Source organism: Sinobaca sp. H24 (genome assembly GCF_023845525.1).
The window spans coordinates 407,072-431,585 of the sequence record NZ_JALBWT010000002.1; the positions used below are offsets into that span (position 1 = coordinate 407,072).

Here is a 24,514-nt window from a genome sequence, read left to right on the forward strand (position 1 = left end):
AACGTATACCGGTCAGATTTTACCATTGAAGAAGATGCGATTCCCGATCTTCTGCCGGAAGTAGACAACATGCTCCGGCTGTTTGAAAAAAGTGCCTGCATTTATCTGCAGGAACGGGATAAACTGCTCGAGCACCTGATTCAGCACATTAAGCCGGCCTACTATCGTATTAAATTTAATCTGACGGAGACGGTATTTCTGCAGCAGGATGTGAGTAAAGAATTTAAAGAAATCCATCATCTTGTTAAGCAGTCGATGGGTCCCCTTGAAGAATTGATCGGCCATCCTGTTCCTGATAATGAATCAACTTTCATCACAATGCTTGTCAGCGGCTGGATGGTAAAACAGGGAGAAAGCATCGACAAAAAGGTAAAAGCGATTGTTGTCTGTCCGCAGGGCGTCTCTATTTCCAGGTTGATGTTTCATGATTTAAAAGAACTTTTCCCGGAATTTGTATTTCTGGATTCCTTGTCGATCAGAGACTTTCTCCACTACAGCCTTGATTATGATGTGGTGTTCTCCACTTCATCCCTTGCCACCGACAAAAAACTTTTTTTATCGAAAGCATTCTTAAGTCAGGAAGAAAAGCAGCGGTTCCGTAAGCAGGTAATGATGGATATGCACGGATTTGTACCAAACGAAATTGACATAGACCATCTTATGGATATTATTAAAACCCATGTACCGCTGCCGGATGAGGAAGCACTTAAGAAAGATCTCAGCCGCTACATGTCAAAAGACAAAGACGAGGCCGTTAAAACATATGCGGCCAACAGAAATCTTCCTTTAAGCGAATTGATAGTACCTGAGCATATCACTTTGAAAAAATCGGTTGATTCCTGGGAAGATGCCGTTCGAATTGCAGCCGGGCCCTTAGTAAAAAGCGGGAAAATTGAACAGCGCTATATCGAGGCAATGGTTCAGCAGAGCGATAAAGATCCATATATTGTTATCGGTCCGAACATTGCTATCCCGCACGCCGCGCCGGAAGAAGGAGTAAATGAAGTAGGAATGAGCCTTCTGCGGATTGAAGATGGGGTGGAGTTTACTGAAGGATATCGAATTCATTTAATTGTAATAATCGCTGCAGTGGACAAAAAGAAGCATATCCATGCTTTGATGCAGCTGATGCGATTTGCACACGCGGAGACAGATCGAAACCAGACGATAGCTGCAAAAACAATTACCGATATCCGCCGGCTGATCGACTTATATTCACATGAGTAGAAACCATGCGTTCAAACCAACATAGTAATGGGGTAGGAAAAAGTGACAAAACTATTTTTTGACGAATCAGTCATCTTAATGGAAGTAAATGGAGAGACAAAAGAAGCTGTCCTTGAGGAAATGGGAAACAACCTGATCCAAAAAGGGCTGGTCAAGGACAGCTTTGTGGAGGCCGTGATTGCAAGAGAAAAAGAGTTCGCAACAGGTCTTCCGACAGCCGGTGTGGCAGTAGCTATACCGCATACCGATGTGGAACATGTTAATACAAAAACAATTAGTGTGGGTATCCTGAAAAAGCCAGTGGCTTTCGGCATTATGGGAGAAGAGGAAGAAACGGTGAATGTGGAACTTGTATTCATGCTTGCCATGAACGAGACTCATTCCCAGCTTGCTCTGCTGCAGAAGCTGATGGAAATTTTTCAGAATGAAGAGACGCTGAAGTATTTGATGAAAGAAACAGATGCAACTCGAATCAAAGAAACAATTGAACAGCAAATCGATTTTACTACATTATAAGGAGATGGAAAAGATGGAACAAACAAAAAAGAAGCAGGTATTAGTAGCATGTGGAGCAGGAGTAGCAACGTCAACGGTGGTTAATGGAGCAATTGAGGAAATGGCAAAAGAACATAAAATCAAGGTGGATCTGGTTCAGATTAAAATTTCAGAAGTCGGTTCATACGTAGATACGGCTGATCTATTGGTTACTACAGCAATGACAAAGAAAGAATATCCGTTTCCAGTTATCAATGCAAGAGCTTTTCTAACAGGAATCGGCAAAGAGGATACGAAGCAGCAGATTCTTGATGAATTGAAAAAATAAGTAAACAAAGAAGAGTGTACTGTCTCGATTTCGAAATAAAAGAAATCGGGAAGGCTCTTTTTCACACATAGAGGAGGAATCACGATGCAGGGGTTTGTGGATTTTGTACAGGGGTTTTTAGATTTAGGGGCTACCGTAATTTTACCAGTAGCTATATTTTTTCTAGGGTTGTTTTTGGACAAAAGATTGGAAAGGCATTTAGATCCGCTCTTACATTAGGGTAGCATTTGTTGGTATCTTTCTCGTCATTGATCTGCTCGTATTAAATTTAGGACCGGCTGCGCAGGGTATGGTGGAACGCCTGGGCGTTGAGCTTACCGTAATTGACGTCGGCTGGCCGGCATCATCTTCTATTGCATGGGCATCATCTATTGCCGCATTTATTATTCCGCTAGGCCTGTTAGTAAACGTATTAATGCTTGTAACAAAAACAACTAAAACAATGAACGTGGATATTTGGAATTTCTGGCATTATACATTTATGGCCGCAATGGTTTATGCTGTTTCCGGCAGCATTATCCAGAGTTTAATCGCAGCCGTAATATTCCAGATTGTCTGCTTAAAAGTAGCAGACTGGACAGCACCAATGGTTAATGATTTCTACGAAATGCCCGGCGTTTCCGTAGCGACTGGAAGTACCATTTCCTATGCACCTGGTATCTTCCTTGTAAAAGGACTGCAGAAAATCCCCGGTGTTAAAAACTTAAACGCAGATCCGGAGTCTATTCAAAACAGATTTGGAATTTTCGGTGAATCGATCTTTATCGGTCTGGCACTTTGGTTCCATTATTGGTATCCTCGCAGGATACGGCGTTGGGGACGTCATTGAAATTGGTATGGCGATGGCAGCAGTAATGGTATTAATGCCTAGAATGGTTAAGATTTTGATGGAAGGCCTTATGCCTGTATCAGAATCAGCGCGCGAATGGCTGAACAAGCGTTTCGGCGACAGAGATATTCTTATCGGACTGGATGCAGCCGTTCTTCTCGGTCACCCATCTGTTATTGCAACTGCATTAATATTGGTACCAGTAACTGTACTTCTAGCTGTCATTCTTCCTGGTAACGCACTGCTGCCATTCGGTGACTTGGCAACTATTCCTTTCATTGTAGCTTTCATTGTGGGAGCAGCTAAAGGAAATATTGTTCACTCGGTTATGGTAGGAAGCGTTATGATCGCCATTTCCTTGTATCTTGCGACAGATGTAGCTTCTACATTTACAATGATGGCAGAAAATGCTGATTTCAACATGCCTGAAGGCACAACACAGATTTCAAGTATTGACCAGGGCGGAAACGTTATTAACTGGATCATTTATCGTTTCTTCGGTCTATTTAACTAATTAAAAAAGATAGAAGGAGTGGAGAATAACTATGAAATCACTAGTGAAAACAGAGCTTGGCTTCGGCAACCTTGAGATTCAGGATAGAGAAGAACCTCAGGCCGGACCCGGCGAAGTAAAAATAAAAGTAAATTATGCGGGTGTCTGCGGTTCGGACATCCACACGTACGAAGGTCATTATAAAGTAGCTGTGCCCGTTACCCTCGGGCACGAATTTTCCGGCGAAGTCGTTGATGTTGGAGAAGGCGTTACGGAATTTTCAGCAGGCGACCGGGTTACGTCAGAAACAACTTTCTACATCTGCGGCGAGTGTGAGTACTGCCAGTCGGGTGATTATAATCTCTGCAATCACCGCAAAGGGCTAGGCACCCAGCAGGACGGCGGGTTTGCTAAATACCTGGTAGCTCGTAAAGACAGCGTCCATCACATTCCGGACGGAGTAGACGATAAATCAGCAGCCATGACAGAACCACTTGCCTGCACGCACCACGCCGTAGCGAAAACGGAGATTAATCAGGGAGATGTCGTCGTTGTTATCGGTCCGGGCCCAATTGGTCTTTTCACAGCCCAGGTGGCGAAAAGCCGCGGAGCTACCGTACTCATTACAGGACTTACTAATGATAAAGTACGTTTGGATAAAGCGGAAGAGCTCGGCATAGATTACGCTGTAGACACGCAGAAGCAGGATATTAAGAAGCTGGTTAATGATTTAACCAATGGTTACGGGGCACACGTAGTATTTGAATGTTCCGGTGCTGCACCGGCAGCCAAGCAGGGTCTTGATCTGCTCCGCAAAAAAGGCCAGTACGGCCAGGTAGGTATCTTCGCAAATTCTGAAGTATCCTTTGACCTGGAGAAAATTATCCAAAAAGAAATACGGGTAGTCGGCAGCAGAAGCCAAAAGCCGGAAGACTGGGAGCCGTCACTTGAATTAATGAACAACGGAAGCGTAGATGCCAAATCAATGGTTACGCATGAATATCCAATTACGCAGTGGAATGAAGCCTACGATGCAATAAAAAGCGGGGAAGCAATTAAAGTACTGCTTACTCCCATAAACGAGTAACACGAAAAAAGAAAGGAAGATAAAATATGGCCGATACATTTCTTGAATTTATGTTGGGATCCTTTAGAGGCATCAGCGAATTCTATTTTGAATACCAGATCATTTTTAATACTATCATCGTATTATTTGTCCTATATCAGCTTTTTTCCAATAAAAAACAGGATCAATCTACAAGCTGAAAAGGAGGAAAAAAAACAATGAAGGCGTTAAATCTGTATGGCATCCAGGATATTCGCTGTGAAGAAACCAGTGAGCCCGTCATTACGGCTCCGGATGATGTAATTATTAAAGTTAAGGCTGCCGGGATCTGCGGCTCTGATATCTCAAGATTCAATAAACTTGGGCCATATATAGAAGGTATGACGTTTGGGCATGAATTTGCAGGCGAGGTTGTAGAAGTCGGAGCCGATGTAAAGCGGGTAAGAAAAGGCGATAAAGTAGCCGGATGCCCTGCCTTCTACTGCGGCGTGTGCCTGAGCTGTCAAAAAGGCGAATTCTCCCAGTGTGAAAAGCTGACCGTTATAGGAGCCAGGCATCCTGGTTCCTACGCGGAAAAAGTAAAACTGCCGGAAGAAAATGTGATTGAACTTCCCGAAGGGGTGGATTTTGATACAGCAGCATTGTTGGAGCCGGCGGCTGTGGTCGCTCACGGATTTTATAAAACAAACGTGAAGCCGGGCGATACGGTAGCTGTCATGGGATGCGGAAGCATCGGCCTTCTGGCCGTACAGTGGGCCCGTATTTTTGGAGCAAAAACAATATTTGCCATCGATATTGATGAAGCAAAACTAGAAGCTGCAAAAGAGCTGGGCGCCGATGTACTTGTTAATTCGCTGGAAGGCCCTCCTCATGAAAAAATCCTGGAGCACACGAATGACGTGGGAGTCAACCTCGCTGTAGAGTCGGCAGGATCGCCAATTACATCAGCACAGATATTCGCTCTTCCTAAAAAAGGCGGCGAAGTTGTTTTTCTAGGCATACCTTACGCCGATATTACGATTGAACGTTTCTACTTCGAAAAAATCGTGCGAAACGAGCTGAGTGTTTTCGGTTCCTGGAATGGAGTATCCTCTCCTTTCCCAGGACGGGAGTGGGATGCGGCGATGTACTATATGGGGACCGGACAGATTCAAAGCGGCCCGATGATTCACCACCGCTATTCGCTGGACGAAGGACCGAAGGTTTTCGATGACCTGTTCCATCGCAGAGGCGGCCATATTAAAGTGTTATTCTATCCGGAAACATAAAAGTTAAGCACTTCTCTACATTGGAGAGGTGCTTTTATTATTTAAGAATAAGAACCAGTAGAAATTTTTTTGACAAAGGAAGTTTAATAACATAAAATAATAATAAATCGTAACTATTCTTAAAATATGCACTTTACATACTGATTTATGATCTAAAACGCGATAAAGGACGAAAAGAAAGGACTAGCAAATGGGAGACAATATAGTTAAACATTTCATGGTGAATGTACCGCGTCAGGACACAAAAGAGGGCAGGCTACCCGTACAGTCGAAATAGAACAGGAATGGCTTGATGTGATGCATGAACTGATCGAAGACGGCATGACAAAAGAGATGTTCCAGCGGTTTATTTCCGACTTTAAAAAAAAAAATAAGCACAACATCTCTCCTGTTTTATTCAGGAGAGATGTTTTAGGTTATTCTTGGATTTGACCGGATAACTATTATCTTAATTGAAAAGGAGACTGGCCGTGAGTATCAAATTAGTTCCGTTTCAACCAATGCATTTTCAGCAGCTGATGGAGGCCGTTACAAGTGCGGATTTTTTAATGCAGTGGGCGGGCCCTACATTTGATTATCCATTAACGTACGAGCAGCTTGAGAACTATAGAACGATGGCTGAAGAGCCGAATGCTTCAGCGCGGATATATACAGCTGTAGATATAAAAAGCGGCAGCCCTGCCGGCCATATTGCACTTGGACAAATAGATTTAAAAAATCGATCCGCGAGAATAGGTAAAGTGCTTATACATGAACATTGGAGAGGCAGAGGAGCAGCCGGAATCATGATAAACGAAATACTTGCCATAGCATTTCAGGAACTTCGCCTGCATCGGGTCAGCCTGGGAGTATTTGATTTTAACACCCCGGCAATTGCTGTGTATGAAAAAGCCGGTTTTCAAAAAGAAGGTCTGCTCAGGGATATAAGAAAAGCAGGGGAATCCTATTGGAGCCTGTGGGAAATGAGCATTTTGGAAGAAGAATGGATAAAATAGGAGAATCAATCCAAATAAATTCAATTTCTGACACAGTCTCAACATAAACAAATGTCACACTCCGTGGGAGACTGAATAGAAAAGGGGTTTTTCAAATGAGTAAAAAATGGATACTTACGGCATTTACAGCCGTTTCCTTATCGGTAATTACAGCCTGCGGCGGTGAATCGGAAGAAGAAGCAGGCAGCGCAGATGAAAGTGGTCAGGAAGCACAGCAGGAAGAACAGGCGTCCGAAGGCGAAGAGGCGGCTCAATCCGAGCAGGCAGAACAACCGGAGCAGCCTGAACCTAACCTGGACGATGTGCCGGACGTTGTGGCAGACGTAAATGGAGAAGAAGTTACAAAAGATGAATTTGAAGTAGCCTATACTTCAGCGCTTTCTATGTACTCCATGCAGGGCATGAATTTAGAAGAACAAGATGAGAATGGAGAAATGGAAGCCGAATTAAAACAGGCGGCCGCCGATCAGCTGGTAGGGCAGGAACTGCTCATCCAGGAAGCCGACGAGCGTGAATACAGCACAGATGAACAGGAAGTTGATGATTTAATTGCTGAGCAGAAAGAACAGTTTGAATCAGACGACCAGTACCAGCAGGCGCTGGAAGATCAAGGATACACGGAGGATGAATTCCGTGCAGAAGTGGAACAGTCCATTAAAGTAGAACAGTTAATTGAAGAAGAGTCCCAGGACCTCGAGGTATCGGAGGAAGAAATAGATGAAGCTGTTGCACAGACGGAAGAGCAGCAGGCAGCTATGGCAGAACAGTCCGGAGAAGAAGCTCCTGAAATGCCGGAACCAGATCGCGAACAGATCGAAGAGCAGTTAATTTCACAGAAACAGGCAGAAAGTGCCCAGGAACTAATTGACGAGCTGCGGGAAGATGGCGATGTAACGGTTCACATTTAATTCTCATTAAATCAAAAAAGGAAAAAGCAGATTGCTGCTTTTTCCTTTTTTGTGGTTATGCTTGATTTTTTCTTCGGATAAACAAAGCGGCTGTTCCTCCGGCAAGAGCTGTTATACTAGCCCAGAAAGCCGTCATCCAGCTGTCATTACCGGTTCCACCCATTCCTGTCTGGGGCATCTCCTCGGGCATCATGGCCGCATCCTGTGCATCCTCATCAAGCTGGCCGCGCAGTTCGCCGTCCGGATAGTCTTCGGTGTGTACATCTGTGTAAATTTCACCGGCGACCAGGCCCATTGATACTTCCTCCCACGTCATTTCTCCAATAAGGTCATCTTCAGTCAGCGTACCGGATGCTACGTCTCCGTCGTAATCCATCGGTTCATCATTTTCAAATAGGACCAGCTCCGCAGGCGGACCATCTTCTCCTTTAGCTCCGCTGTGAAGGTGTCCGGCTACAGCCCCATCGAGATTTTCTGCATGTAGAGAGTATTCAATTGAATCACCATCTTCACTGACTTCGAAGTGACCCTGTCCCATGGCGTCAGTTTCTACTTCGCTTGTTACTTCATCTGGAGTTAATTCAACTAAAAACTCACGGCCCTCATGATCAGCGGCGGCGGTTCCTGCAAAAGCGGTAAAGGCGAAGACGGACGTTAATGGCAGTACAACTCTTTTTTTCATTTGTACATTCCCCTTTCGAATTTGAAATAATAAACATGTTGATCCGAGCGGCGATCCTCCTTTATTGAATGCATGAATAAGGAAAAAAACATCCAATTATAGAGGGAACGAATAAATGAAGGTATCGGATCATAAATAAACAGAATTTTTAAAATTAATAAACAAAATGTAATGCCTCAGCCTTTTTTCGACCTTTATCGAAACAGTTGTTCTTCGTATTTCTATAGAAAACAGCCCTTCTTTAAAAGATATTAAAGAAGGGCTGTTTCAACTGCCTTTTAAGTTGGGAATATGAGGAAAGTAACTATGTAGAGGAGGCTGATTATGACAGATAATAAAAACCGCACCTTTCGGCTCGAACAGGCCGGGAGTATAGAGCATTTAAAAATGAACGAAGAAAGCATTCCCGAAATAGGACGTAATGAAGTATTGGTCCGGGTTAAAGCTACCTCATTAAACTACCGTGATCTTGCCCTGGCCGAAGGAAATTATCCTGGTAAATTAAACGAAAATACGGTTCAGCTGTCTGATGGAGCAGGGGAGATTGTGGAAGCAGGCTCCGATGTACGCCGTTTTCAAGTTGGTGACCGGGTAGCCGGCAATTTTACAAAAGAATGGTTCAGCGGCAGAAGAATGCCTGGTTACCTAGAGCCTTATGGTTCTCACAGCGATGGCTGGCTGATGGATTATAAAGCGATTCATCCGGAAGAACTTGTAAAGCTGCCTGATCATTTAACGTATGAGCAGGGAGCGGCGCTTCCATGTGCTGCAGTAACTGCCTGGAACGCCCTTCACGGTCCGTCTCCACTGGAAGCCGGTGATTCGGTATTAACGCTTGGCACCGGCGGTGTTTCTGTTTTTGCTGTGCAGTTTGCAAAGGCACTGGGACTGCATGTTATTTCCACTACATCGAGCGGCTGGAAAGCAGAAAAGCTTCAAGAGATGGGATCGGATCAGATTATTAACTATACCGATACGCCTGAATGGGGAAAAAAAGTAAAAGAACTTCTTCCCGGCGGAGTAAACCGTGTTGTCGAAGTAGTGGGACCTGCCAGCTTTCCACAGTCGATCCAGGCGGTGGCTCCAGGAGAAGAGCTGGCGCTGATAGGGGTTCTTACCAGAACAGGCGAAGCGATTAATTACTATGATTTATTCGGCAAAGCAAGCACAAGAACGATTATGGTAGGAAACCGCGATATGTTTGAAACCATGAATAAAGCGATAACCGCCCATAAATTGACTCCTATTGTAGATACAGTATATCCATTCGAAAAAGCAAGAGACGCGTATGAACATTTAAAAAGCCAGAATTTCTTTGGGAAAATTGTTATTTCCCACGAAAAATAAGAAACAAATCCAAGGAGAGATATGATGGAATATATTACATTAGGAAATTCAGGTCTGCGTATGGCGAAGTATATACTAGGGACCGTTCCTTTCAGCGGTACAAATGGTTTTGAAGCTACCGGAAATATTAAAGAAGAAGAAGCTAGACGAATGGTGGATATTGCTCTGGAAGCAGGGATCAATGCGTTCGATACTGCAAACCTTTATTCTCAAGGAGATGCGGAAAGAGTGCTCGGCGCTGCAATTAAAGGACGCCGGGAAAAAGTGCTACTCACTTCAAAAACGGGCTTTCCTTTTGAAGGCAACCCAAATGCCCGCGGTGCATCAAGAATAAATCTGGAAATGTCAATTGATCAATCACTGGAGCGGCTCGGCACGGATTATCTGGATCTTTATTTTGTCCATTCTCTGGGACGGTCAGACACCTGTTGAAGAGACGGTTCAGGCGATGACGGATCTGGTGAAGTCCGGAAAAATCAGATACTGGGGTGTATCCAATTACAGCGGCTGGGCTTTAGCCAAAACGGTAACTTATGCCGAACAGGCAGGATTGGTTCCGCCGATATGCCAGCAGATTTACTACAGCCCGGAAGCACGGGAAGCTGAGTATGAACTGCTTCCGGCCGGCAGTGAGCTGGGTGTGGGGTCGATGATCTGGAGTCCGCTGGGTGAAGGCCTTCTTAACGGAAAAATCAGCCGCCATAAGCAGGCTCCTAAAGACACAAGACAGGGTGAAGGCTGGCCGGAGCCATGGGTCATGGATAAAGAGCGGCTGTATGATGTGATTGATACCCTTCAGGAAGCAGCCGACAACCACGGCGTCAGCGTTCCTCAGGCTGCGCTTTCCTGGGTAAAGGATCGGCCGAATGTCGGCCCGGTGGTTATAGCTGCGCGAAATGAAAAACAGCTGCGTGAAAATATCGCTTCATTTGATATTGTTCTTACTAAAGAAGAAACAGAAAAAATAGAGGCAGCAGCCCGGCCGGCACCGATATATCCATTATGGCACCGCGCAATGAGTGGATTTGAGCAGGCGTCACCATCTGAAAAAACGTATCTGGAAGGATACAAAAAAACCCTGGGAATTGAATAAACGTATAACGAAAAGCCTTGAAGGGAAACTTCAAGGCTTTCTTTATGCTGAATGCTGAGAAAATGTGTGGGTACTGTGAGACATATCACATTGTGAAATCAGTATTCTTATTATAATAGATGGAACAAATACGACTAAAGCTGGTGTTATGGATGGAAAGATATAAACGTATTTTAGTCGCAACAGATGGTTCGGAGCATGCGGAGCTTGCATTAAAACGTGGAATTTATCTAGCCTTACAGCACAGCAGCCGTTTGTTCATTTGTCACGTAGTGGAAAGCAGAGAGTACAGCAGGGTGCCGGTATACCGTGATGAAATTAAACAGGCCGCTGTAGAAAACGGGCTGAATATTTTAAAAGAAAGTAAAAAGCAGGCAGAACAAGCGGGTCTTACCCATGTGGAAACAATTATAAAACGAGATCCTTTCCCCCAGAAGAAAATGGCGGAGGACGTTCTTCCACTCTACAGTATTGATTTAGTTATAACCGGCTCATCGGGACTTGGCCCGATAGAGCGGTACGTCCTAGGAAGCGTATCTTCCGGTATGGCACACCACGCAGAATGTGATGTGCTGGTAGTGCGGAACAGGAATCCTTTGGAGAACTATCAGCGGATTCTTATATGTATTGATGAATCATCTATGGCTGTGAATGCATTTACGGCCGTCTGGATCTGGCTGAATCACAAAAAGCCGATGTTACAGCTGTACACGTACTCCATACGCCATTAGTTCATTCTCTTGAACAGCTTCAAGAGGATATTCAGGATGTATATTTAAAAATGGAGAACTGCTGCTCGAGAAGTATAGAGAACTGGCTGCCGAAAAAGGAAACAGCGATATGACGATTACACTCGAATACGGCTCTCCCAAGCATACGATTCCAAAAGAAACAGCCGTGCGCTTTCAGTCGGATCTTATTATAGCAGGAGCTGTAGGAGCTGGTAGAGAAAAGGGACTGCGGCTGGGAAGTTGTCTCTGAAGGCATCGTACGCAGAGCCGATTGTGATGTTCTGGTGGCCCGGCCCAGGTTTTTAATGCCTATTGAGGATTAAATGAACGTGTGTCATGAAACATTTACAATCTTTTTCCTTTCTTTTTCATAAAGGTGTGGTATATTTAATCTACTTTATGAAAAGGCAGGGATTGGCTGACATGTAACATACCATCGAATAACACTGTGTTCGAAAAGTGTGTGTTTTCTCTTTTTCCATAAAAAGAGGCTGGCTCCTGCATCGGAGATAAACAGATTCATCACATCGGGACGGAACCGATGGAAAAAATACGGAGGTGAATCCCTTTTAAAGGGACTATTTGGATATTATATTGATTACGAATTTATTATTGGTTGTTGTATTGATAGGGTTAACTGCGTTTTTTGTAGGATCGGAATTCGCCGTTGTTAAAGTACGTATGTCACGTCTGGATCAGCTGATTGCTGAAGGGAATAAAAAAGCGGACAAGGCAAAGAAAGTGGCTGAAAAGCTGGACTATTATTTATCTGCCTGCCAGCTTGGCATTACCGTGACGGCACTCGGACTCGGGTGGCTTGGAAAGCCGACTGTAGAACGCCTGCTTTATCCTTTATTTGACAGCTTAGGAACGGCCCAGGCTCTTGCTACCATTATTTCCTTTGTTATCGCCTTTTCGGTCGTGACTTTTCTGCACGTGGTAATTGGTGAATTAGCGCCCAAAACTCTGGCTATTCAATATGCAGAGAAAATGACCCTGCTTCTTGCTCCGCCGCTGTACTGGTTCGGTAAACTGATGTTTCCATTTATCTGGACATTGAATGGATCAGCACGTCTGTTTCTGCGCATGTTTGGTGTAGAACCAGCCGGACACGAACAGGCACACTCGGAGGAAGAACTGAAGATTATTATGACCCAGAGCTTCCAGAGTGGTGAAATTAATAAAACGGAACTGCAGTATATGGAAAATATTTTTGCGTTTGATGAACGGGCCGCCCGGGATATCATGATTCCCCGAACAGATATGAATACACTTCGGGTTGATATGAATCAGGAAGAGATGCTGGAAGTTTTTCATGAACACGAGCATACTCGTTATCCGGTCACAGAAGACGGCGACAAAGATAACGTAATTGGTTTTGTAAACGTAAAGAAAATACTAATCGACTATGTGGCAGGCCGTCGTATTGTATTAAGAGACTACATGCAGAGCCTTCCAGTAATGCCGGAGCATGCCGCCATTCAGGATGTGCTTGTTCATATGAAAAAAGAAAGGGTGCACATGGCCCTGCTTCTTGATGAGTATGGAGGGACAGCCGGTCTGGTTACTATGGAAGATATATTGGAAGAAATTGTCGGCGAAATACGAGACGAATTTGATACGGAAGAAGTTTCTGATATTCAAAAAGTAGAAGAAGGTCTGTATCACATTAACGGCCGGACTCTGCTCGATGATATTGAGAAACAACTGAGTATTACCTTTTCAAATGAAGAGGAGATCGACACTATTGGAGGCTGGCTCCAAATGAAATGTACCGCTGGAGCCGATAAAGTGGTGGAACAAGATGGAAAACGGTGGGAAATACTGGACACGGATCACCATCAAATCAAGCAGGTCTCCCTTCAATTTATCAATACGCAGCAGATTATATAAAACAAAAAACCGCTATGCATGGGCATAGCGGGATTTTTTTGTTTTCAAATTAGTATATTTACCTATTTTATTTCAAATTATTAGAAATATTATGATATATTAATCATATAAATGATGGTTTTTAAGGAGGATGCAATGCGTGCCGTTACTATAGGGTATATGAGTATTGTTATTTTGCTTACAGGCTGTGTGACTGAAGAAGTACAAAACGAGCAGCAGACAGGAAATGATCAAGAAGAAAACGTACAGACAGAAACTGAAGACACGTCGATAACGATTGGAGCAGCAGGAGATGTTCTGCTTCATGGCAGGGTTTATAAAAGAATGGAAGAAAATGGCGAATATGATTTTGCACCAGCGCTAGAAAACGTAACTCCGCTGCTGGAGGAACCGGATTTTACCATAGTAAATCAGGAATCCATTCCTGGTGGAGAAGATCTTGGCTTATCGGCATATCCTTCCTTTAACAGTCCCTTTGCCATTGTTGATGCGCTGCAGGATGCCGGAGTAGATATGGTTTCTGGTGCCAACAATCATACGTTGGACCGGGGAATGGAAGCGATACATAACGCAGTCAGCTATTACGAAGAAATCGGAATGGACTATGTGGGTGTGTATAAAGACGAGGAAGACGCAGCGTCACCGAGAATTGTATCGATAGATGAAATTGACGTAGGCATGCTTTCTTATACTTATGGATTGAACGGTTATACCATACCGACGGCCATGAATATGCCGTACAGGTGATTGATCAGGAGGTGATACAAGAAGAGGTCAGGGATTTAAAAGACAAAGTGGATGTTCTGATGGTAAATATGCATTGGGGGACCGAATACGAAAGGCTGCCCAATGAGGAACAGAAGGAAATGGCTGCTTTTCTAGCCGATGAAGAGGTAGATGTAGTGATCGGTCATCATCCCCATGTGCTGCAGCCGATAGAATCGGTAAAAGGAAAAAAAGGAAATCAGACACTTGTTTATTATTCTCTCGGTAACTTTTATACAGGTCAGGATCAGAAATATACAGATACGGGAGGGGTGGCCACTTTCGAAGTAGAAAAAGCAGGAGATGAAATGATCATATCCGAGCCGAATATTGATTTCACGCAGGTAGTGCCTGGACCGGAAAACGAGTATATCGTCAAGCCTATGGCAGACGCAGAGCATCCCCCTAATGGAGGAGAAACCGAGCAGGAACTGAGGACCACATCTACCAGTGGATAGATAGATAAAGAATATTTCCTTATGTGATTGGCTGCATATTAAGAAAGGAGAACTGCTATACTTAAAGAAATATGTTTTTAAAGGTGATGAGAAGTTGTTAAAAATAGTAGTCACGTTTTTGATTTTTCTTTCGGTATCAACGCTTTGGGTTTCTTCTGCCTATGCGTTTGGTCCGGAAGAATGGACGCAGTACCGAATGAATGAAACGAACAATCCGTTTTTTAATGATGCCAATGGTGAGCCGCTGGATATGACTTCCTTCCTTACTGATAATGAAGTAAGAGCCACACCGGTCGTTGTCGGGAACGGTTATTTGTCGGAAATCATGAATCTGGCGAGCTGTTGGCCTTTGATATAACAAGCGGAGAGCGGATATGGGAAGCGCAGGCGCCTAATTGGGTTCATTCCGAAATGATTTTTCATGAAAACGTGCTGTATGTTGGTTTTGGTAATCGTTTTTTTCAGGAGCCGGAGCTTAGAGGCCGGGGTGATAATGGAGTGCTCGCTCTAAATGCAGACACAGGGGAGACTTTGTGGGAATATAAAACGCCGGGCCAGGTTATGCCAACTCCGGCTTACTTTAAAGGCCATGTATATGCAGCGACGGAGACCAGTATTTATATAAGCTTGATGCGGAGACCGGAAATGCCGTTCATCAGGAAAAGATAGGGCATATTGTAAGTATGTCCTCTCCTGTTATTTCAGGGGAGCAGCTTTTTGTTGGCGGCGGCGCTCCACAGCCTTATACTTTTACCGCATACGATCTGGCTGATGATTCAATATCCTGGCAGACAGAATTTGATACGGTTTATGCCGGATTGGATGATGCGCCTCCTGTTACAGCAGACGGCCTGGTAGTAACCAGTGCAGTCTCTAATTCGAGGGAAGTGCCATACTATGAAGTTTACGGGAACAAGGACTGTGGCAGGCGTATCTGAAGAAATTTCAGGCTGTCATTTCAGGGAATCTTTTTACTGTAAACGCAGGCGGACCTCACCATGTTCTTTACGCGATGGACACCGATACAGGAGACATAGTATGGGAAACGAGTATCGGCCCAGGAGATACGGTGAAAAATAATAAATCGGGGGCGCCCATGATTTATGAAGACCGTGTTTTCGTGGGAAGCCCTTTTACTGAAAGTTTTTATGCGTTTGATCTAAAGTCCGGAGAAAAAGAATGGGAGTTCAACAATGCTGCTATTAAAGCACCTCCTGTAGCTAAAGATGGGATCGTTTATTTTACAAATGCGGCTGGATTTGTGCATGCATTGGATACGGAAAACGGTACGGAACTGGCAGCAAAAGAACTTGGCGGCACGCTTGCACCTTCAGGTCCAGTTCTTATAAACGACACGCTGCTGACAGGGAGCCAGGACAACAACGTTTATGCGTTACCGACAGCAGATTTATTAGAATTGCCTCCTCTTCAAGAAGAGCCTGAAGAAGAACCAGCGCCTCATTTAGCAGCCGAGTTTTTTCTATTATATATCGTTCCATTTTAGCTTTGGTATCTCTTATTTTACTGGTATTACTGATAATTCAAAGAAAAAAAAGAAAATCTGTTTACAGCTGACATAAGAAACTGAATGGCCGGTAAACCATCCTCTTTAAAATAGAAGATGCTCAAGGAAACCCGGTAGTGAAGAAGAGAAATGTATCAGCACAATAACTATGTTTATCAGCTATACATATCTCCGATAAAAGATACGTATTAACCAGCCTGATTCTAAAGCACATATTTAGTGTTTTAGAATTTTTTTGGATTTATATTGTAAAATATGGTAATTTGTAAGAAGTGCAGAGAAGAAAGAATTTTCGATATTATAGGTATTGGATCCAGTGAAAAAGTACAATATGGAGGTGAAAGTGCAGCGGTAGACAGTCCAGACATCATAAATACATAAGCTTTAAAGCGCTCTTGAAGAAGCAGCGTGGATGAGCAATTTAAATTATTCAAAGGAGCAGGCATATGAACAGCTATTCGATAAATGAATTTATAAACAAAACAGGACCTAAAGCGAGGCCGCGGGAGGTTTTCGGACTGCAGTCGGAACGAATACTGGAGGTGGATCTGGCAGGTGAGGTCTGGGCTAAAATTGGAGCAATGGCCGGGTATACCGGAAATATAGCATTTGAGCGGGAACGGGCGCTGGAGCATGGGATGGAGCGGGCTTTCAAAAAGACATTTACGGCGGAAGGCCAGGATCTCATGAAGGCCTCCGGCCGGGGCCGCTTATTTTTAGCGGATCATGGAAAGCGTATTACCATTCTTGATTTAGACGGCCAGCGGCTGACCGTAAAAGGGGAAGACCTTCTCGCTTTTGAACCGTCTGTAGAATGGAATATTGAAATGATGAAAAAAGCAGCGGGCGTGATGTCTGGTGGACTGTTTAATATAACCCTTCACGGCCAGGGAAAAGTGGTAATTACTACATACTTCGAGCCGCTGACGCTGCCGGTTTATGCAGGTGAGCCGGTATTTACCGATCCCGCGGCTACGGTCGCCTGGTCCGGTGATGTGAAGCCTGAATTTCATACAGACATAAACTATCGTACCTTTCTTGGAAGAGGCAGCGGTGAATCCATTCAGATGAAATTTGAAGGAAGAGGATTTGTTATTATACAGCCGGGGGCAGTAAGTGATACGAAACATTTTAGTGTATCTACTTTTTTTACCATAGTATACGTTATAATCAGCCAATTTCTATAATAGAACGCCGGCCTTTAGAAGACTGATTCTAAAGGCTTTTTTCTATATTTTATGGCTTTGGAGATTTGAAAAAAAACCGACGTTTTTAACTTTTTCAAAAAGTAATTGTTTACATATCCAAATTCCTGGTATACACTTTGGAATGTAAATAAGAACAATTACGATTTGAGGAGGGCGTCATGAGAAAATCATTAGTTACATTAACAAGCATTGCTGCTGTCAGCGCTATGCTGGCTGCATGCGGATCAGAAGAATCCGGAGAAGTACAGAATCAGGGCTCCGGTGAGGAAGAGGCAGCAGAACAAGAGGAACAGAGCAGTGAAGAGGGAGAAGATCAAAACGAAGAAGAACATAATGGAGAAATTGATGCGCCGGAGGATGTAGCAGTCCAAGGTCTGGCAGATCATTATCATACAGGGGATGAAGTTACCTTAACGGCTGAACTGGAGGAGGATATCGATTCAGATCATTGGCACTGGTATGAAAAAGCTGCGGACAGCGAAGAGTGGGAGCCGATTGCCGGTCAGGAAAGTGCTGAATACACTGGGGAAGCAGAGAACAACGGCCAGGAAGTAAAAGCTGTTATTTATGATGAGGATCATGAACCGCATGCCCAATCAGCTCCTGTCGAAATTGTAATCGACGATCACGAAGGCGAAGAAGGCCATAATCATGATTTAAGTGAAGATGAACAAAGAATATACGATGGTTATTTTGAAGATGAAGAAGTAGAAGATCGTGAATTGACCGATTGGGAAGGAGACTGGCAGTCTGTATATCCTTATCTTCAGGATGGAGATCTGGACGAGGTGTTTGAACATAAAGCAGAAGAAGACGATGAAATGACTGCAGAAGAATATAAAGAGTATTATGAGGAAGGCTATGAAACCAATGTAGAACGTATTATCTTTGACGGCAGTCAGGCCACTTTTTTTGAAAATGGAGAAGAACATACGGGAACTTACGTATCCGACGGGTATGAAATTCTGGAATATGAAGCCGGTAATAGAGGTGTGCGCTACGTGTATAAATTAGATGGAGAAGCTGAGGGATGCCGCAGTATATCCAGTTCAGTGATCACGATGTGATTCCTACTGATGCTCATCATTTCCATCTCTACTGGGGAGATGACCGCGAGGCACTGCTGGATGAAGTAGAAAACTGGCCTACGTACTACCCTTCTAACATGAATGAAGACGAAATTGCTCATGAAATGACTGCCCACTAAAATGTACGTCGCACCATAAAGCGATACGATTCTGTATCGCTTTTTTTATCTGACTAATCACCGGATTATTATAAATGAACCAAACGAAAGGTGTTTATAACATGAGAAAAAAAATACTTTTTTCTACTGCGCTCTCTACATTGTTAATTGCGGGTGCCTGCGGAAATGAAACAGAAAATGAAGGGGCTTCTGATGAAGATCAGCCGCTGCAGGTATACACGACGTTGTTTGCCTGGGAGTCACTGGCATCTGAAATAGGGGGCGAATACGTAGAAGTGGAAAATATTGTTCCTCCGGGCTCTGATGCCCACAGCTATGAACCTACGCTACGCGCAGACAATGATCGATATCTCAGATTCTGATGCTTTTATTTATAACGGTGCAGGAATTGACGGATTTGCGGACTCGGTGGAAGAAACAGCCGACGGCGTGGAAATGATTGAAGTAAGTGAAGATATGACCATGCAGGGAGGGTCCCAAGCTTCCAGCTCCAATGCCGCAGAGGAGGGAGAAGCTGTAGACGCTTCTTACGATGTACCTGAAGAGGTGAACATGGAAGGCACCGCCGATCATTACCATACAGGTGACGACGTCATTTTAACCGCCGAATCGGAAGAAGAAGGTCATTGGCATTGGTATACAAGAAATTATGAAGATGATGAATGGCGTACTGTACCGGACAGTGAAGGGAATGATTACACTGGTGAAGCGGCCGTGAATGGTCAGCAGATAAAGGCCGTTCTATTTGATGATAACGAAGAGCCTTTGGTTCAATCAGCCTCTGTAGAGATTGTAATTGACGACCATGGGGACGTGGACCCGCATGTCTGGCTGGATCCGCTGCTTGCGCTGGAAGGGGCGGAGAAAATAACAGAAGAATTCTCCGCATTGATGCCGGAGCACGAAGAAGCGTTCGCGGCTAACCTGGAGGAGGTCACTAATAAATTGGAAGACCTGGATAAACAATTTACTACGTTGAGTGAAGAAGCGACAAGCGTCAATTTCTAGTATCCCACTCCGGCTATGGATACTGGAATCAACGGTATGGCATCGAGCAGATTGGGATTACGGGCATTTCTCCTAATCAAGAGCCGTCCAGCGTCAGCTGCAGTATATAATAAAACTCGCAGAAGACAACGACCTGAACCATGTGATGCTCGAGCAGAACATTTCCACGAAAGTGGCAGAAGTAGTACAGGATGAAACAAATGCTGAGGCTCTAACCATTCATAATATGGAATCAGTAATGGAAGACGAGCAGGATGAAGACTATTTCAGTATAATGCAGGAAAATATAACAAACTTAGAAACAGCATTAAATGAATAAACAACACAAGAGCCGTCACAATGACGGCTCCTTCTATTTACTTGAATATTAGTTTAAATTGGAAATAGTTTTTTGAATAAATTCTTATAAGGATTTATTGGTTTTCCCATTCGATTGGTGTTGATCTTATTTTTTCCTCATCAATTTTAATATCTTCCCCATGGTTTAACTGGATATTCCTGTGGGAGGTAAGAGCAGGTGGAAGATTATGGTGCTCTAAATAGACAGCCGGGTCAAATACCAGCTCAATACTCAGCGGCACATTGTGATCGTAAACGAATGTCCCTGCCTTTTCCGCTTCTTCTTTTTATCATCTGTATTCAGCTCTTCAATAATCTTTCCGGTTGTTCTGGCAGTTATGGCTGCAGTGATAAATACTGTCACTTCATTATCTTTTTCTTCAATGTTATTAATCGCAAACTGATCGGTCATTGTGTCATACATAAATGCATCAACGGTAGATTCTTTATGCGTATTAACGAGTACACTGTTTGTTCACTCTTCAGAGAGTCATCCGGAAAAAATTTCTTTTAAATACCTTTCCAGTAAATTAGCTGTTTTACTTCCCCTTCATAATTGCTGATGTATTTGGATAATGCCGTCTGGGACATAAAAAAACTCCTTTTTAGTTGATGAATGGTTTATTTTTAATACATGAACCCATGTAAAAATGAAAAACGTCATTTCACTGCTATAAGTACTATTGACCTTTTTCTACCCGCGTAAACATTATACCTGCCTGGTTAAGGAAATAGAGTACCTCATGCAGGACGAAAAAAAAGGAGAGATACCATGACAGAGTACTGGACATCGATTAAATCCTATATAAAATCTCCATATTTCACTCCTAAGATCGACCGCTATCTCGGTGCAGTTTCTGGTCTGGTAGGAGCTTTTGCCGGTGCTTTTATGTCTCATTTTATTTCTATTTGGGAGGAATTCTATATCTTGCTGCCATTTTTATCGTAGTGGACCCTGCTGTTAAATTTACGGGGAAAAAATGGAGAGAGAAAAAAGGACTTCATCAAAAAAGATCTTAAACCATCCATAAAAGCAGAGCGTATTGTATCTAATATAGCCATCGGCTTTTCCATTCTCTTTTTTACTATTTAACATAACAGCGATCGTGTTAGTGGATGCCCTGCCCTGGCCATTCATAGGAATTTCTATTTTTCTGATACTCTGGTGCTTTCTCTGGCGCTATATCAACATAAAACGCATCAAAAAAAAGCTTGGTTCTTCCCATAATTAACCCTTTATGTAACCACAAACATGCCTCATGAAATAAATGTAAATCATAAAGTACATAGGATGGGATATCACGTGCACAATAATGCATAGAAATAAACCCTTCAATCCAGAAATACCATTTGGGTTGAAGGGTTTATATTTTTAGTGATAAATAATTATTTATTAAGTCGATACACTTTATAGGTGTAACCTATATACGGAAATGTACTAAAACAGTTGGAAAAGTCCAAATAAGAAGAAGACATGTAGTTGATACGGTGAGAGTAGTTAAATCAGGATAGAGAGTATTCCACTGCCCAAAGGGATGCAGCCAGAACAGCAAAGATAATAAGGCAGAAAACCGAATAGGTTTTAAACTTTTTCTGCTCTTCTCTGTAAACGTCCTGTTTGTCCGCTTTCTACTGTAGATTTTTGCGGTGCCTTCCGGTGCTCTGAAAATATGCATGGCTCCGCCGGAACAGATATGTTTCCAGCCGGCGTCCTGGAAGAGTTGAAAGTAATCAGCATCCGGCTGTTAGTTATAGTCAAGCTCATACTCAACAGCCATAGGCTCATTGCGTTCCAAGGTGTAGCCTAGAAAGCCAATTTTTGAAGGTGCCAGCCTTTCGCTGATTTCTTTGCCAGTCTTTTCATGTCATAGCCTTCACTAAATGCTAAGCCGCTGCTTGTCATATACTTCGTTCTTTTCAAGAGAGTTCCTCTCCTTTCATGTGTAACGCGTTTTCTCCGTGTTCTACATCTTTTTTCTGCGTTTGAGTTCCTTTTGAAAAATATCTATGCCCTGATTAGTAATAACATAGCTTTTTCTTTGTTCCGCCGCTTGTTCACTTGGCTTAATATACCCGGCTTTTAATAATTTTGAATCATTGTGTAGACAGATCCAGGGCCATTACTACGTGTCCCTCTGTCAGATCTTCCACCTTCTGCATCACAGCGTAGCCGTGCATAGGTGTCATTAGTGACAGCAGAATATAATAATGCGTGTCCGTTAAATCACCGGAAGAAATGCTGTCTTTTCTACCCAAAAATACACCTCCTATATCATTAAATGATATGTTATTAAATATTATATCATTTAATGATATAAAAAACAACTATTATTTATAAATGAGAAAGATCGTATCAGCTCTATTATTAGGAGCAGCTCTGATACGAACCTGTTTGACTATATGGGCAGGATTTAACGATAGTGGAGAATATATTATCCCTGTCGCAATTGCGTTTACGTTTGCGGGCGTAATTTTATTACATTGGAACGCAGCAAATATTTCTCAGCGGTAATGTTATCCTTTCAAATATGATAAGTTAGCAGGGGAGAAAGAAATATAGGAGGAATACAATGACGATTATCAGCCATCCACTTCGTTTCGTTTATTTAAAAAGCTATAAAACCGGGGGAACTTCGACGGAAATTGCTTTAATAAAAAACGCGCACGAGCAGATGACAGCCTATGCAACAGCAAAAGATATCCGCAAGTATGGTTTTCAGAACGTAAAAAGGGTCATTTTTTTACAAAATGGGGGCGTCATATTGATATAGGAAGCACGCAGAAGCTTGTAGATACAGGAGCGAAAATGTTTCTTCGGAAAACTGGAAGCGGAGGCCTCTGCTGCAGCATCAGCCCGCCGGAGAAGTGAAGCAGCTGATTGGGGAAAAGCAATGGCAGGAATCCTATAAAGCAGTAAAACATACGGAACCCGTGGGATCTGGTAGCTTCTGACTACCGCTGGATCATGAGCGGCCGGGCCGGAAGGTCGGAAAAACGGGATATTCGTTTTCTTATTTTGTAAAGATGATTACCGAAGAAGATTCACTGCCGACCGGGTTTAAAAGAATGGAACATCTTCTACACCCATTTGTTTACATAAATCAGGAAAAGGCATGTGATTTTTATATACGATTCGAGCACATGGAAGAGGATCTTTCACATGCAGGTAGAAAGCTTGGTCTTTCTGCCATTGACCTGCCAAGGGAAAAAACATCCAACAGCCAAAAAGTGAATTACAGGGAGTACTACGACAAAAAAACCGAACAGATAGTGCAGGATCAATTTCAGGATATTATCCGTGATTTTGAATATTCTTTTTAAATAAAAAAAAGCAAAAGCCGGTTCCTCGAGCACACAGGAAGAACCGGCTTTATTTTTTGATAGGAGGTTAAGCACAACATAAAATAATTCTTTATCACAAGCTGCAGAAGCATTCAAAAAGCATCCAATCTTTTAAAAATGAAAGAAAGCTTTAATTGTTTTTCGGAGCAGTGCTATAACATGTAGAGTGATTTCAGCAATAGGCCAGGAAAAATCTACATCATCTTTTTTTGTTTTTTCATCTGCCTTCCTCACTTTACTCCCCCTGCCTTTATCGTTATACTAGCAAATAATACAATAAATTCCAAATTTGATAGAACAGCTTTTATAAAATAAAGGAGAATATTCCATGGAAAATTTTATTATGAGTGTTTATTTTTGTAGTAATGTACTTATTAACTCGTATAAATAGGTTAGAGAAGCGTATAAAGCAGATGCAGATTGTACTAGATAGAGGGGATGGAACGCCAGAGAATTCTGAAGCCCTAATTGAGAATGAACTGCGCAGTATGATTGATCAAGGGGAAGAGATTAAAGCGATCAAAATGGCTAGAGATAAATTAGGCTTGTCTTTATTAGAGGGGAAAAACTATATTGATAGATTAAAATAATTATGTCCGATTTTAAATAAGTATTTAAAAAGATAGGAGAGTTGATGTATGAAAGGGGCGTCTATTTTCTTTGAGGATAATGGTCATTCAGAGAAAGAAAACGCAAGAGGGAGAAAAGCGGTGGATATTGTCGTCTTGTATCTATTTGCTGCCTTGTTATTTGATGCTATATATAAAATAGTCACCACCGAAATAATATATTCTTCTTCGTTTCTCATTTTAGCGATAGGATATATTATTTACTTTTTCTCTCACTTTATCCTGAGGAAAGTGCATTCTAAATAATATATATAATAAAAATGTTAATAGCATGTTGACTTAACTAATTGTAAGCGCTATCATTAATGTACTTATTAAAACAATTTTAAGAATAGGTGGAAGCCGTGACGATAACTAACGCAAATATGATGAAAACAGCGAATCGAATTAGAATTTTTGAACTGCTGCATCAAAATGAAATGCCGATGACACAGCAGGAAATGGCAAAAGAAACAGGTCTGACGGTTGCTTCAATAGGAAATATTTTAATCGACCTTGAAAAAGCCCGGCTTTTGCAGGAGGCCGGGCAGGCCGTTTCCAATGGAGGGCGTAAGCCTACACTGTATACATTGGATGACGAATGGCATTATTTAGTTGGTGTAAGTATATCCGTTGAGGAAGTAATTTTCGTCATTACTACGTTAAAGGGGAGATAGTATACCAGGGAGAAAATACGTT

The 24,514-nt window shown here is 42.8% G+C and carries 32 protein-coding genes and 4 pseudogenes; 32 read left to right on the top strand and 4 right to left on the bottom strand.

Translation table 11 applies throughout. The features are described 5' to 3' along the window. Positions 1–69 precede the first annotated feature (69 nt). The 9 genes and pseudogenes from MMY81_RS05410 (at position 70) to MMY81_RS05450 (ending at position 7,609) form a co-directional block, all read left to right on the top strand. A complete protein-coding gene (locus MMY81_RS05410; protein WP_252312002.1) occupies positions 70–1,227 on the top strand; it encodes a BglG family transcription antiterminator in 1,158 nt (385 codons plus the stop codon). A 42-nt stretch (positions 1,228–1,269) separates the two neighbouring features. After that, positions 1,270–1,743: a PTS sugar transporter subunit IIA gene (locus tag MMY81_RS05415; RefSeq protein ID WP_252311929.1), complete on the top strand. Its 474-nt coding sequence runs from the start codon at positions 1,270–1,272 to the stop codon at positions 1,741–1,743. Between the two features lie 13 nt (positions 1,744–1,756). Continuing rightward, a complete protein-coding gene (locus MMY81_RS05420; RefSeq protein ID WP_120194274.1) occupies positions 1,757–2,050 on the top strand; it encodes a PTS sugar transporter subunit IIB in 294 nt (97 codons plus the stop codon). An 84-nt stretch (positions 2,051–2,134) separates the two neighbouring features. After that, positions 2,135–3,393 (top strand): annotated as a pseudogene (locus MMY81_RS05425) (galactitol-specific PTS transporter subunit IIC). Between the two features lie 31 nt (positions 3,394–3,424). Continuing rightward, positions 3,425–4,459 carry a zinc-binding dehydrogenase gene (locus MMY81_RS05430; protein WP_120194272.1) on the top strand — a complete coding sequence of 345 codons (1,035 nt, stop codon included), beginning with the start codon at positions 3,425–3,427 and terminating at the stop codon, positions 4,457–4,459. A gap of 26 nt (positions 4,460–4,485) precedes the next feature. Next, entirely contained in the window at positions 4,486–4,638 is a 153-nt protein-coding gene (locus MMY81_RS05435; protein WP_170146966.1) for a hypothetical protein, read from the top strand. 18 nt (positions 4,639–4,656) lie between these two features. Next, on the top strand, positions 4,657–5,706 hold the full coding sequence (locus MMY81_RS05440) for a galactitol-1-phosphate 5-dehydrogenase (protein WP_252311931.1): 1,050 nt from the start codon (positions 4,657–4,659) through the stop codon (positions 5,704–5,706). A gap of 470 nt (positions 5,707–6,176) precedes the next feature. Then, entirely contained in the window at positions 6,177–6,701 is a 525-nt protein-coding gene (locus MMY81_RS05445; RefSeq protein WP_308215224.1) for a GNAT family N-acetyltransferase, read from the top strand. Between the two features lie 95 nt (positions 6,702–6,796). Further along, a complete protein-coding gene (locus MMY81_RS05450; RefSeq protein ID WP_252311933.1) occupies positions 6,797–7,609 on the top strand; it encodes a SurA N-terminal domain-containing protein in 813 nt (270 codons plus the stop codon). A 55-nt stretch (positions 7,610–7,664) separates the two neighbouring features. On the opposite strand, the gene MMY81_RS05455 is transcribed toward MMY81_RS05450, so the two are convergent. After that, complete coding sequence (locus MMY81_RS05455; protein ID WP_252311934.1) at positions 7,665–8,291, bottom strand: CHRD domain-containing protein; 627 nt, start codon at positions 8,289–8,291, stop codon at positions 7,665–7,667. A 324-nt stretch (positions 8,292–8,615) separates the two neighbouring features. Here MMY81_RS05455 and MMY81_RS05460 point away from each other — a divergent pair, with 324 nt between their 5' ends. From MMY81_RS05460 to MMY81_RS34995, 17 genes and pseudogenes are all read left to right on the top strand, one after another. Continuing rightward, positions 8,616–9,638 (top strand): zinc-dependent alcohol dehydrogenase family protein, encoded by a 1,023-nt coding sequence (locus MMY81_RS05460; RefSeq protein ID WP_252311935.1) that lies wholly within the window; start codon positions 8,616–8,618, stop codon positions 9,636–9,638. A gap of 24 nt (positions 9,639–9,662) precedes the next feature. Continuing rightward, positions 9,663–10,731, top strand: a pseudogene (locus tag MMY81_RS05465) (aldo/keto reductase). Positions 10,732–10,883: 152 nt separating this feature from the next. Beyond that, complete coding sequence (locus tag MMY81_RS05470; protein WP_252311936.1) at positions 10,884–11,462, top strand: universal stress protein; 579 nt, start codon at positions 10,884–10,886, stop codon at positions 11,460–11,462. Between the two features lie 109 nt (positions 11,463–11,571). Then, positions 11,572–11,712 (top strand): universal stress protein, encoded by a 141-nt coding sequence (locus MMY81_RS05475; RefSeq protein WP_252311937.1) that lies wholly within the window; start codon positions 11,572–11,574, stop codon positions 11,710–11,712. Between the two features lie 332 nt (positions 11,713–12,044). Next, on the top strand, positions 12,045–13,355 hold the full coding sequence (locus MMY81_RS05480; RefSeq protein ID WP_252311938.1) for a hemolysin family protein: 1,311 nt from the start codon (positions 12,045–12,047) through the stop codon (positions 13,353–13,355). Positions 13,356–13,490: 135 nt separating this feature from the next. Then, entirely contained in the window at positions 13,491–14,102 is a 612-nt protein-coding gene (locus MMY81_RS05485; RefSeq protein WP_252311940.1) for a CapA family protein, read from the top strand. An 11-nt stretch (positions 14,103–14,113) separates the two neighbouring features. After that, entirely contained in the window at positions 14,114–14,578 is a 465-nt protein-coding gene (locus tag MMY81_RS05490; RefSeq protein ID WP_252311941.1) for a CapA family protein, read from the top strand. A gap of 94 nt (positions 14,579–14,672) precedes the next feature. Then, positions 14,673–14,936, top strand: coding sequence for a hypothetical protein (locus tag MMY81_RS05495; protein WP_252311942.1), 264 nt, complete (start codon positions 14,673–14,675; stop codon positions 14,934–14,936). Continuing rightward, positions 14,921–15,247, top strand: a complete 327-nt coding sequence (locus MMY81_RS05500; RefSeq protein WP_252311943.1) for an outer membrane protein assembly factor BamB family protein — start codon at positions 14,921–14,923, stop codon at positions 15,245–15,247. The genes MMY81_RS05495 and MMY81_RS05500 overlap by 16 nt, the downstream gene beginning before the upstream one ends. A gap of 14 nt (positions 15,248–15,261) precedes the next feature. Continuing rightward, positions 15,262–15,516, top strand: coding sequence for a hypothetical protein (locus MMY81_RS05505; protein WP_252311944.1), 255 nt, complete (start codon positions 15,262–15,264; stop codon positions 15,514–15,516). Positions 15,517–15,590: 74 nt separating this feature from the next. After that, positions 15,591–16,082 carry an outer membrane protein assembly factor BamB family protein gene (locus tag MMY81_RS05510; RefSeq protein WP_252311945.1) on the top strand — a complete coding sequence of 164 codons (492 nt, stop codon included), beginning with the start codon at positions 15,591–15,593 and terminating at the stop codon, positions 16,080–16,082. Between the two features lie 467 nt (positions 16,083–16,549). Then, positions 16,550–17,290, top strand: a complete 741-nt coding sequence (locus MMY81_RS05515; RefSeq protein ID WP_252311946.1) for an AIM24 family protein — start codon at positions 16,550–16,552, stop codon at positions 17,288–17,290. A gap of 179 nt (positions 17,291–17,469) precedes the next feature. Further along, complete coding sequence (locus tag MMY81_RS34985; RefSeq protein ID WP_374561410.1) at positions 17,470–18,378, top strand: ZinT/AdcA family metal-binding protein; 909 nt, start codon at positions 17,470–17,472, stop codon at positions 18,376–18,378. After that, positions 18,342–18,518 (top strand): ZinT/AdcA family metal-binding protein, encoded by a 177-nt coding sequence (locus MMY81_RS34990; RefSeq protein WP_374561412.1) that lies wholly within the window; start codon positions 18,342–18,344, stop codon positions 18,516–18,518. Before MMY81_RS34985 ends, MMY81_RS34990 begins: the two co-directional genes overlap by 37 nt. A gap of 101 nt (positions 18,519–18,619) precedes the next feature. Continuing rightward, a complete protein-coding gene (locus tag MMY81_RS05525) occupies positions 18,620–18,880 on the top strand; it encodes a metal ABC transporter substrate-binding protein (protein WP_252311947.1) in 261 nt (86 codons plus the stop codon). Further along, entirely contained in the window at positions 18,858–19,526 is a 669-nt protein-coding gene (locus MMY81_RS05530) for a metal ABC transporter solute-binding protein, Zn/Mn family (RefSeq protein ID WP_252311948.1), read from the top strand. The genes MMY81_RS05525 and MMY81_RS05530 overlap by 23 nt, the downstream gene beginning before the upstream one ends. Before the next feature lie 41 nt (positions 19,527–19,567). After that, positions 19,568–19,845: pseudogene (locus tag MMY81_RS34995) on the top strand (metal ABC transporter solute-binding protein, Zn/Mn family). 252 nt (positions 19,846–20,097) lie between these two features. On the opposite strand, the gene MMY81_RS05540 reads toward MMY81_RS34995, so the two are convergent. Continuing rightward, positions 20,098–20,289: a hypothetical protein gene (locus tag MMY81_RS05540; protein ID WP_252311949.1), complete on the bottom strand. Its 192-nt coding sequence runs from the start codon at positions 20,287–20,289 to the stop codon at positions 20,098–20,100. 348 nt (positions 20,290–20,637) lie between these two features. Between MMY81_RS05540 and MMY81_RS05545 the strand changes: the two genes are divergently transcribed. Continuing rightward, the gene (locus MMY81_RS05545) at positions 20,638–20,814 is read left to right on the top strand and encodes a hypothetical protein (RefSeq protein ID WP_252311950.1); all 177 of its coding nucleotides are present in this window, start codon (positions 20,638–20,640) and stop codon (positions 20,812–20,814) included. A gap of 472 nt (positions 20,815–21,286) precedes the next feature. Here the strand turns inward: MMY81_RS05545 and MMY81_RS35000 are convergent. Both MMY81_RS35000 and MMY81_RS05550 read right to left on the bottom strand, forming a co-directional pair. After that, a pseudogene (locus MMY81_RS35000) lies at positions 21,287–21,589 on the bottom strand (hypothetical protein); the annotation flags it as partial. Positions 21,590–21,959: 370 nt separating this feature from the next. After that, entirely contained in the window at positions 21,960–22,121 is a 162-nt protein-coding gene (locus tag MMY81_RS05550) for a PadR family transcriptional regulator (protein WP_252311951.1), read from the bottom strand. 314 nt (positions 22,122–22,435) lie between these two features. Here MMY81_RS05550 and MMY81_RS05555 point away from each other — a divergent pair, with 314 nt between their 5' ends. The 5 genes from MMY81_RS05555 to MMY81_RS05575 all read left to right on the top strand — a co-directional run bounded on the left by MMY81_RS05555 (position 22,436) and on the right by MMY81_RS05575 (position 24,492). Continuing rightward, positions 22,436–22,636, top strand: coding sequence for a hypothetical protein (locus MMY81_RS05555; RefSeq protein ID WP_252311952.1), 201 nt, complete (start codon positions 22,436–22,438; stop codon positions 22,634–22,636). Between the two features lie 295 nt (positions 22,637–22,931). Continuing rightward, positions 22,932–23,186, top strand: a complete 255-nt coding sequence (locus MMY81_RS05560) for a hypothetical protein (protein ID WP_252311953.1) — start codon at positions 22,932–22,934, stop codon at positions 23,184–23,186. A 434-nt stretch (positions 23,187–23,620) separates the two neighbouring features. Continuing rightward, complete coding sequence (locus MMY81_RS05565; protein WP_252311955.1) at positions 23,621–23,797, top strand: hypothetical protein; 177 nt, start codon at positions 23,621–23,623, stop codon at positions 23,795–23,797. 48 nt (positions 23,798–23,845) lie between these two features. Continuing rightward, entirely contained in the window at positions 23,846–24,082 is a 237-nt protein-coding gene (locus MMY81_RS05570) for a hypothetical protein (RefSeq protein ID WP_252311956.1), read from the top strand. A gap of 98 nt (positions 24,083–24,180) precedes the next feature. Further along, positions 24,181–24,492, top strand: a complete 312-nt coding sequence (locus tag MMY81_RS05575) for a winged helix-turn-helix domain-containing protein (protein ID WP_252311957.1) — start codon at positions 24,181–24,183, stop codon at positions 24,490–24,492. The last annotated feature ends 22 nt before the right edge of the window (positions 24,493–24,514 follow it).

Coding starts and splice junctions, on each gene's coding strand:
- MMY81_RS05455 (WP_252311934.1), bottom strand. CDS start 8,291: ATGAAAAAAAGAGTTGTACTGCCATTAACGTCCGTCTTCGCCTTTACC.
- MMY81_RS05440 (WP_252311931.1), top strand. CDS start 4,657: ATGAAGGCGTTAAATCTGTATGGCATCCAGGATATTCGCTGTGAAGAA.
- MMY81_RS05435 (WP_170146966.1), top strand. CDS start 4,486: ATGGCCGATACATTTCTTGAATTTATGTTGGGATCCTTTAGAGGCATC.
- MMY81_RS05475 (WP_252311937.1), top strand. CDS start 11,572: ATGACGATTACACTCGAATACGGCTCTCCCAAGCATACGATTCCAAAA.
- MMY81_RS05525 (WP_252311947.1), top strand. CDS start 18,620: ATGAGAAAAAAAATACTTTTTTCTACTGCGCTCTCTACATTGTTAATT.
- MMY81_RS34985 (WP_374561410.1), top strand. CDS start 17,470: ATGAGAAAATCATTAGTTACATTAACAAGCATTGCTGCTGTCAGCGCT.
- MMY81_RS05515 (WP_252311946.1), top strand. CDS start 16,550: ATGAACAGCTATTCGATAAATGAATTTATAAACAAAACAGGACCTAAA.
- MMY81_RS05545 (WP_252311950.1), top strand. CDS start 20,638: ATGACAGAGTACTGGACATCGATTAAATCCTATATAAAATCTCCATAT.
- MMY81_RS05410 (WP_252312002.1), top strand. CDS start 70: ATGCTCCGGCTGTTTGAAAAAAGTGCCTGCATTTATCTGCAGGAACGG.
- MMY81_RS05470 (WP_252311936.1), top strand. CDS start 10,884: ATGGAAAGATATAAACGTATTTTAGTCGCAACAGATGGTTCGGAGCAT.
- MMY81_RS05540 (WP_252311949.1), bottom strand. CDS start 20,289: ATGTATGACACAATGACCGATCAGTTTGCGATTAATAACATTGAAGAA.
- MMY81_RS05430 (WP_120194272.1), top strand. CDS start 3,425: ATGAAATCACTAGTGAAAACAGAGCTTGGCTTCGGCAACCTTGAGATT.
- MMY81_RS05510 (WP_252311945.1), top strand. CDS start 15,591: ATGGACACCGATACAGGAGACATAGTATGGGAAACGAGTATCGGCCCA.
- MMY81_RS05555 (WP_252311952.1), top strand. CDS start 22,436: ATGACGATTATCAGCCATCCACTTCGTTTCGTTTATTTAAAAAGCTAT.
- MMY81_RS05570 (WP_252311956.1), top strand. CDS start 23,846: ATGAAAGGGGCGTCTATTTTCTTTGAGGATAATGGTCATTCAGAGAAA.
- MMY81_RS05420 (WP_120194274.1), top strand. CDS start 1,757: ATGGAACAAACAAAAAAGAAGCAGGTATTAGTAGCATGTGGAGCAGGA.
- MMY81_RS05450 (WP_252311933.1), top strand. CDS start 6,797: ATGAGTAAAAAATGGATACTTACGGCATTTACAGCCGTTTCCTTATCG.
- MMY81_RS05565 (WP_252311955.1), top strand. CDS start 23,621: ATGCAGATTGTACTAGATAGAGGGGATGGAACGCCAGAGAATTCTGAA.
- MMY81_RS05460 (WP_252311935.1), top strand. CDS start 8,616: ATGACAGATAATAAAAACCGCACCTTTCGGCTCGAACAGGCCGGGAGT.
- MMY81_RS05505 (WP_252311944.1), top strand. CDS start 15,262: ATGTCCTCTCCTGTTATTTCAGGGGAGCAGCTTTTTGTTGGCGGCGGC.
- MMY81_RS34990 (WP_374561412.1), top strand. CDS start 18,342: ATGCCGCAGTATATCCAGTTCAGTGATCACGATGTGATTCCTACTGAT.
- MMY81_RS05485 (WP_252311940.1), top strand. CDS start 13,491: ATGCGTGCCGTTACTATAGGGTATATGAGTATTGTTATTTTGCTTACA.
- MMY81_RS05530 (WP_252311948.1), top strand. CDS start 18,858: ATGATCGATATCTCAGATTCTGATGCTTTTATTTATAACGGTGCAGGA.
- MMY81_RS05560 (WP_252311953.1), top strand. CDS start 22,932: ATGGAACATCTTCTACACCCATTTGTTTACATAAATCAGGAAAAGGCA.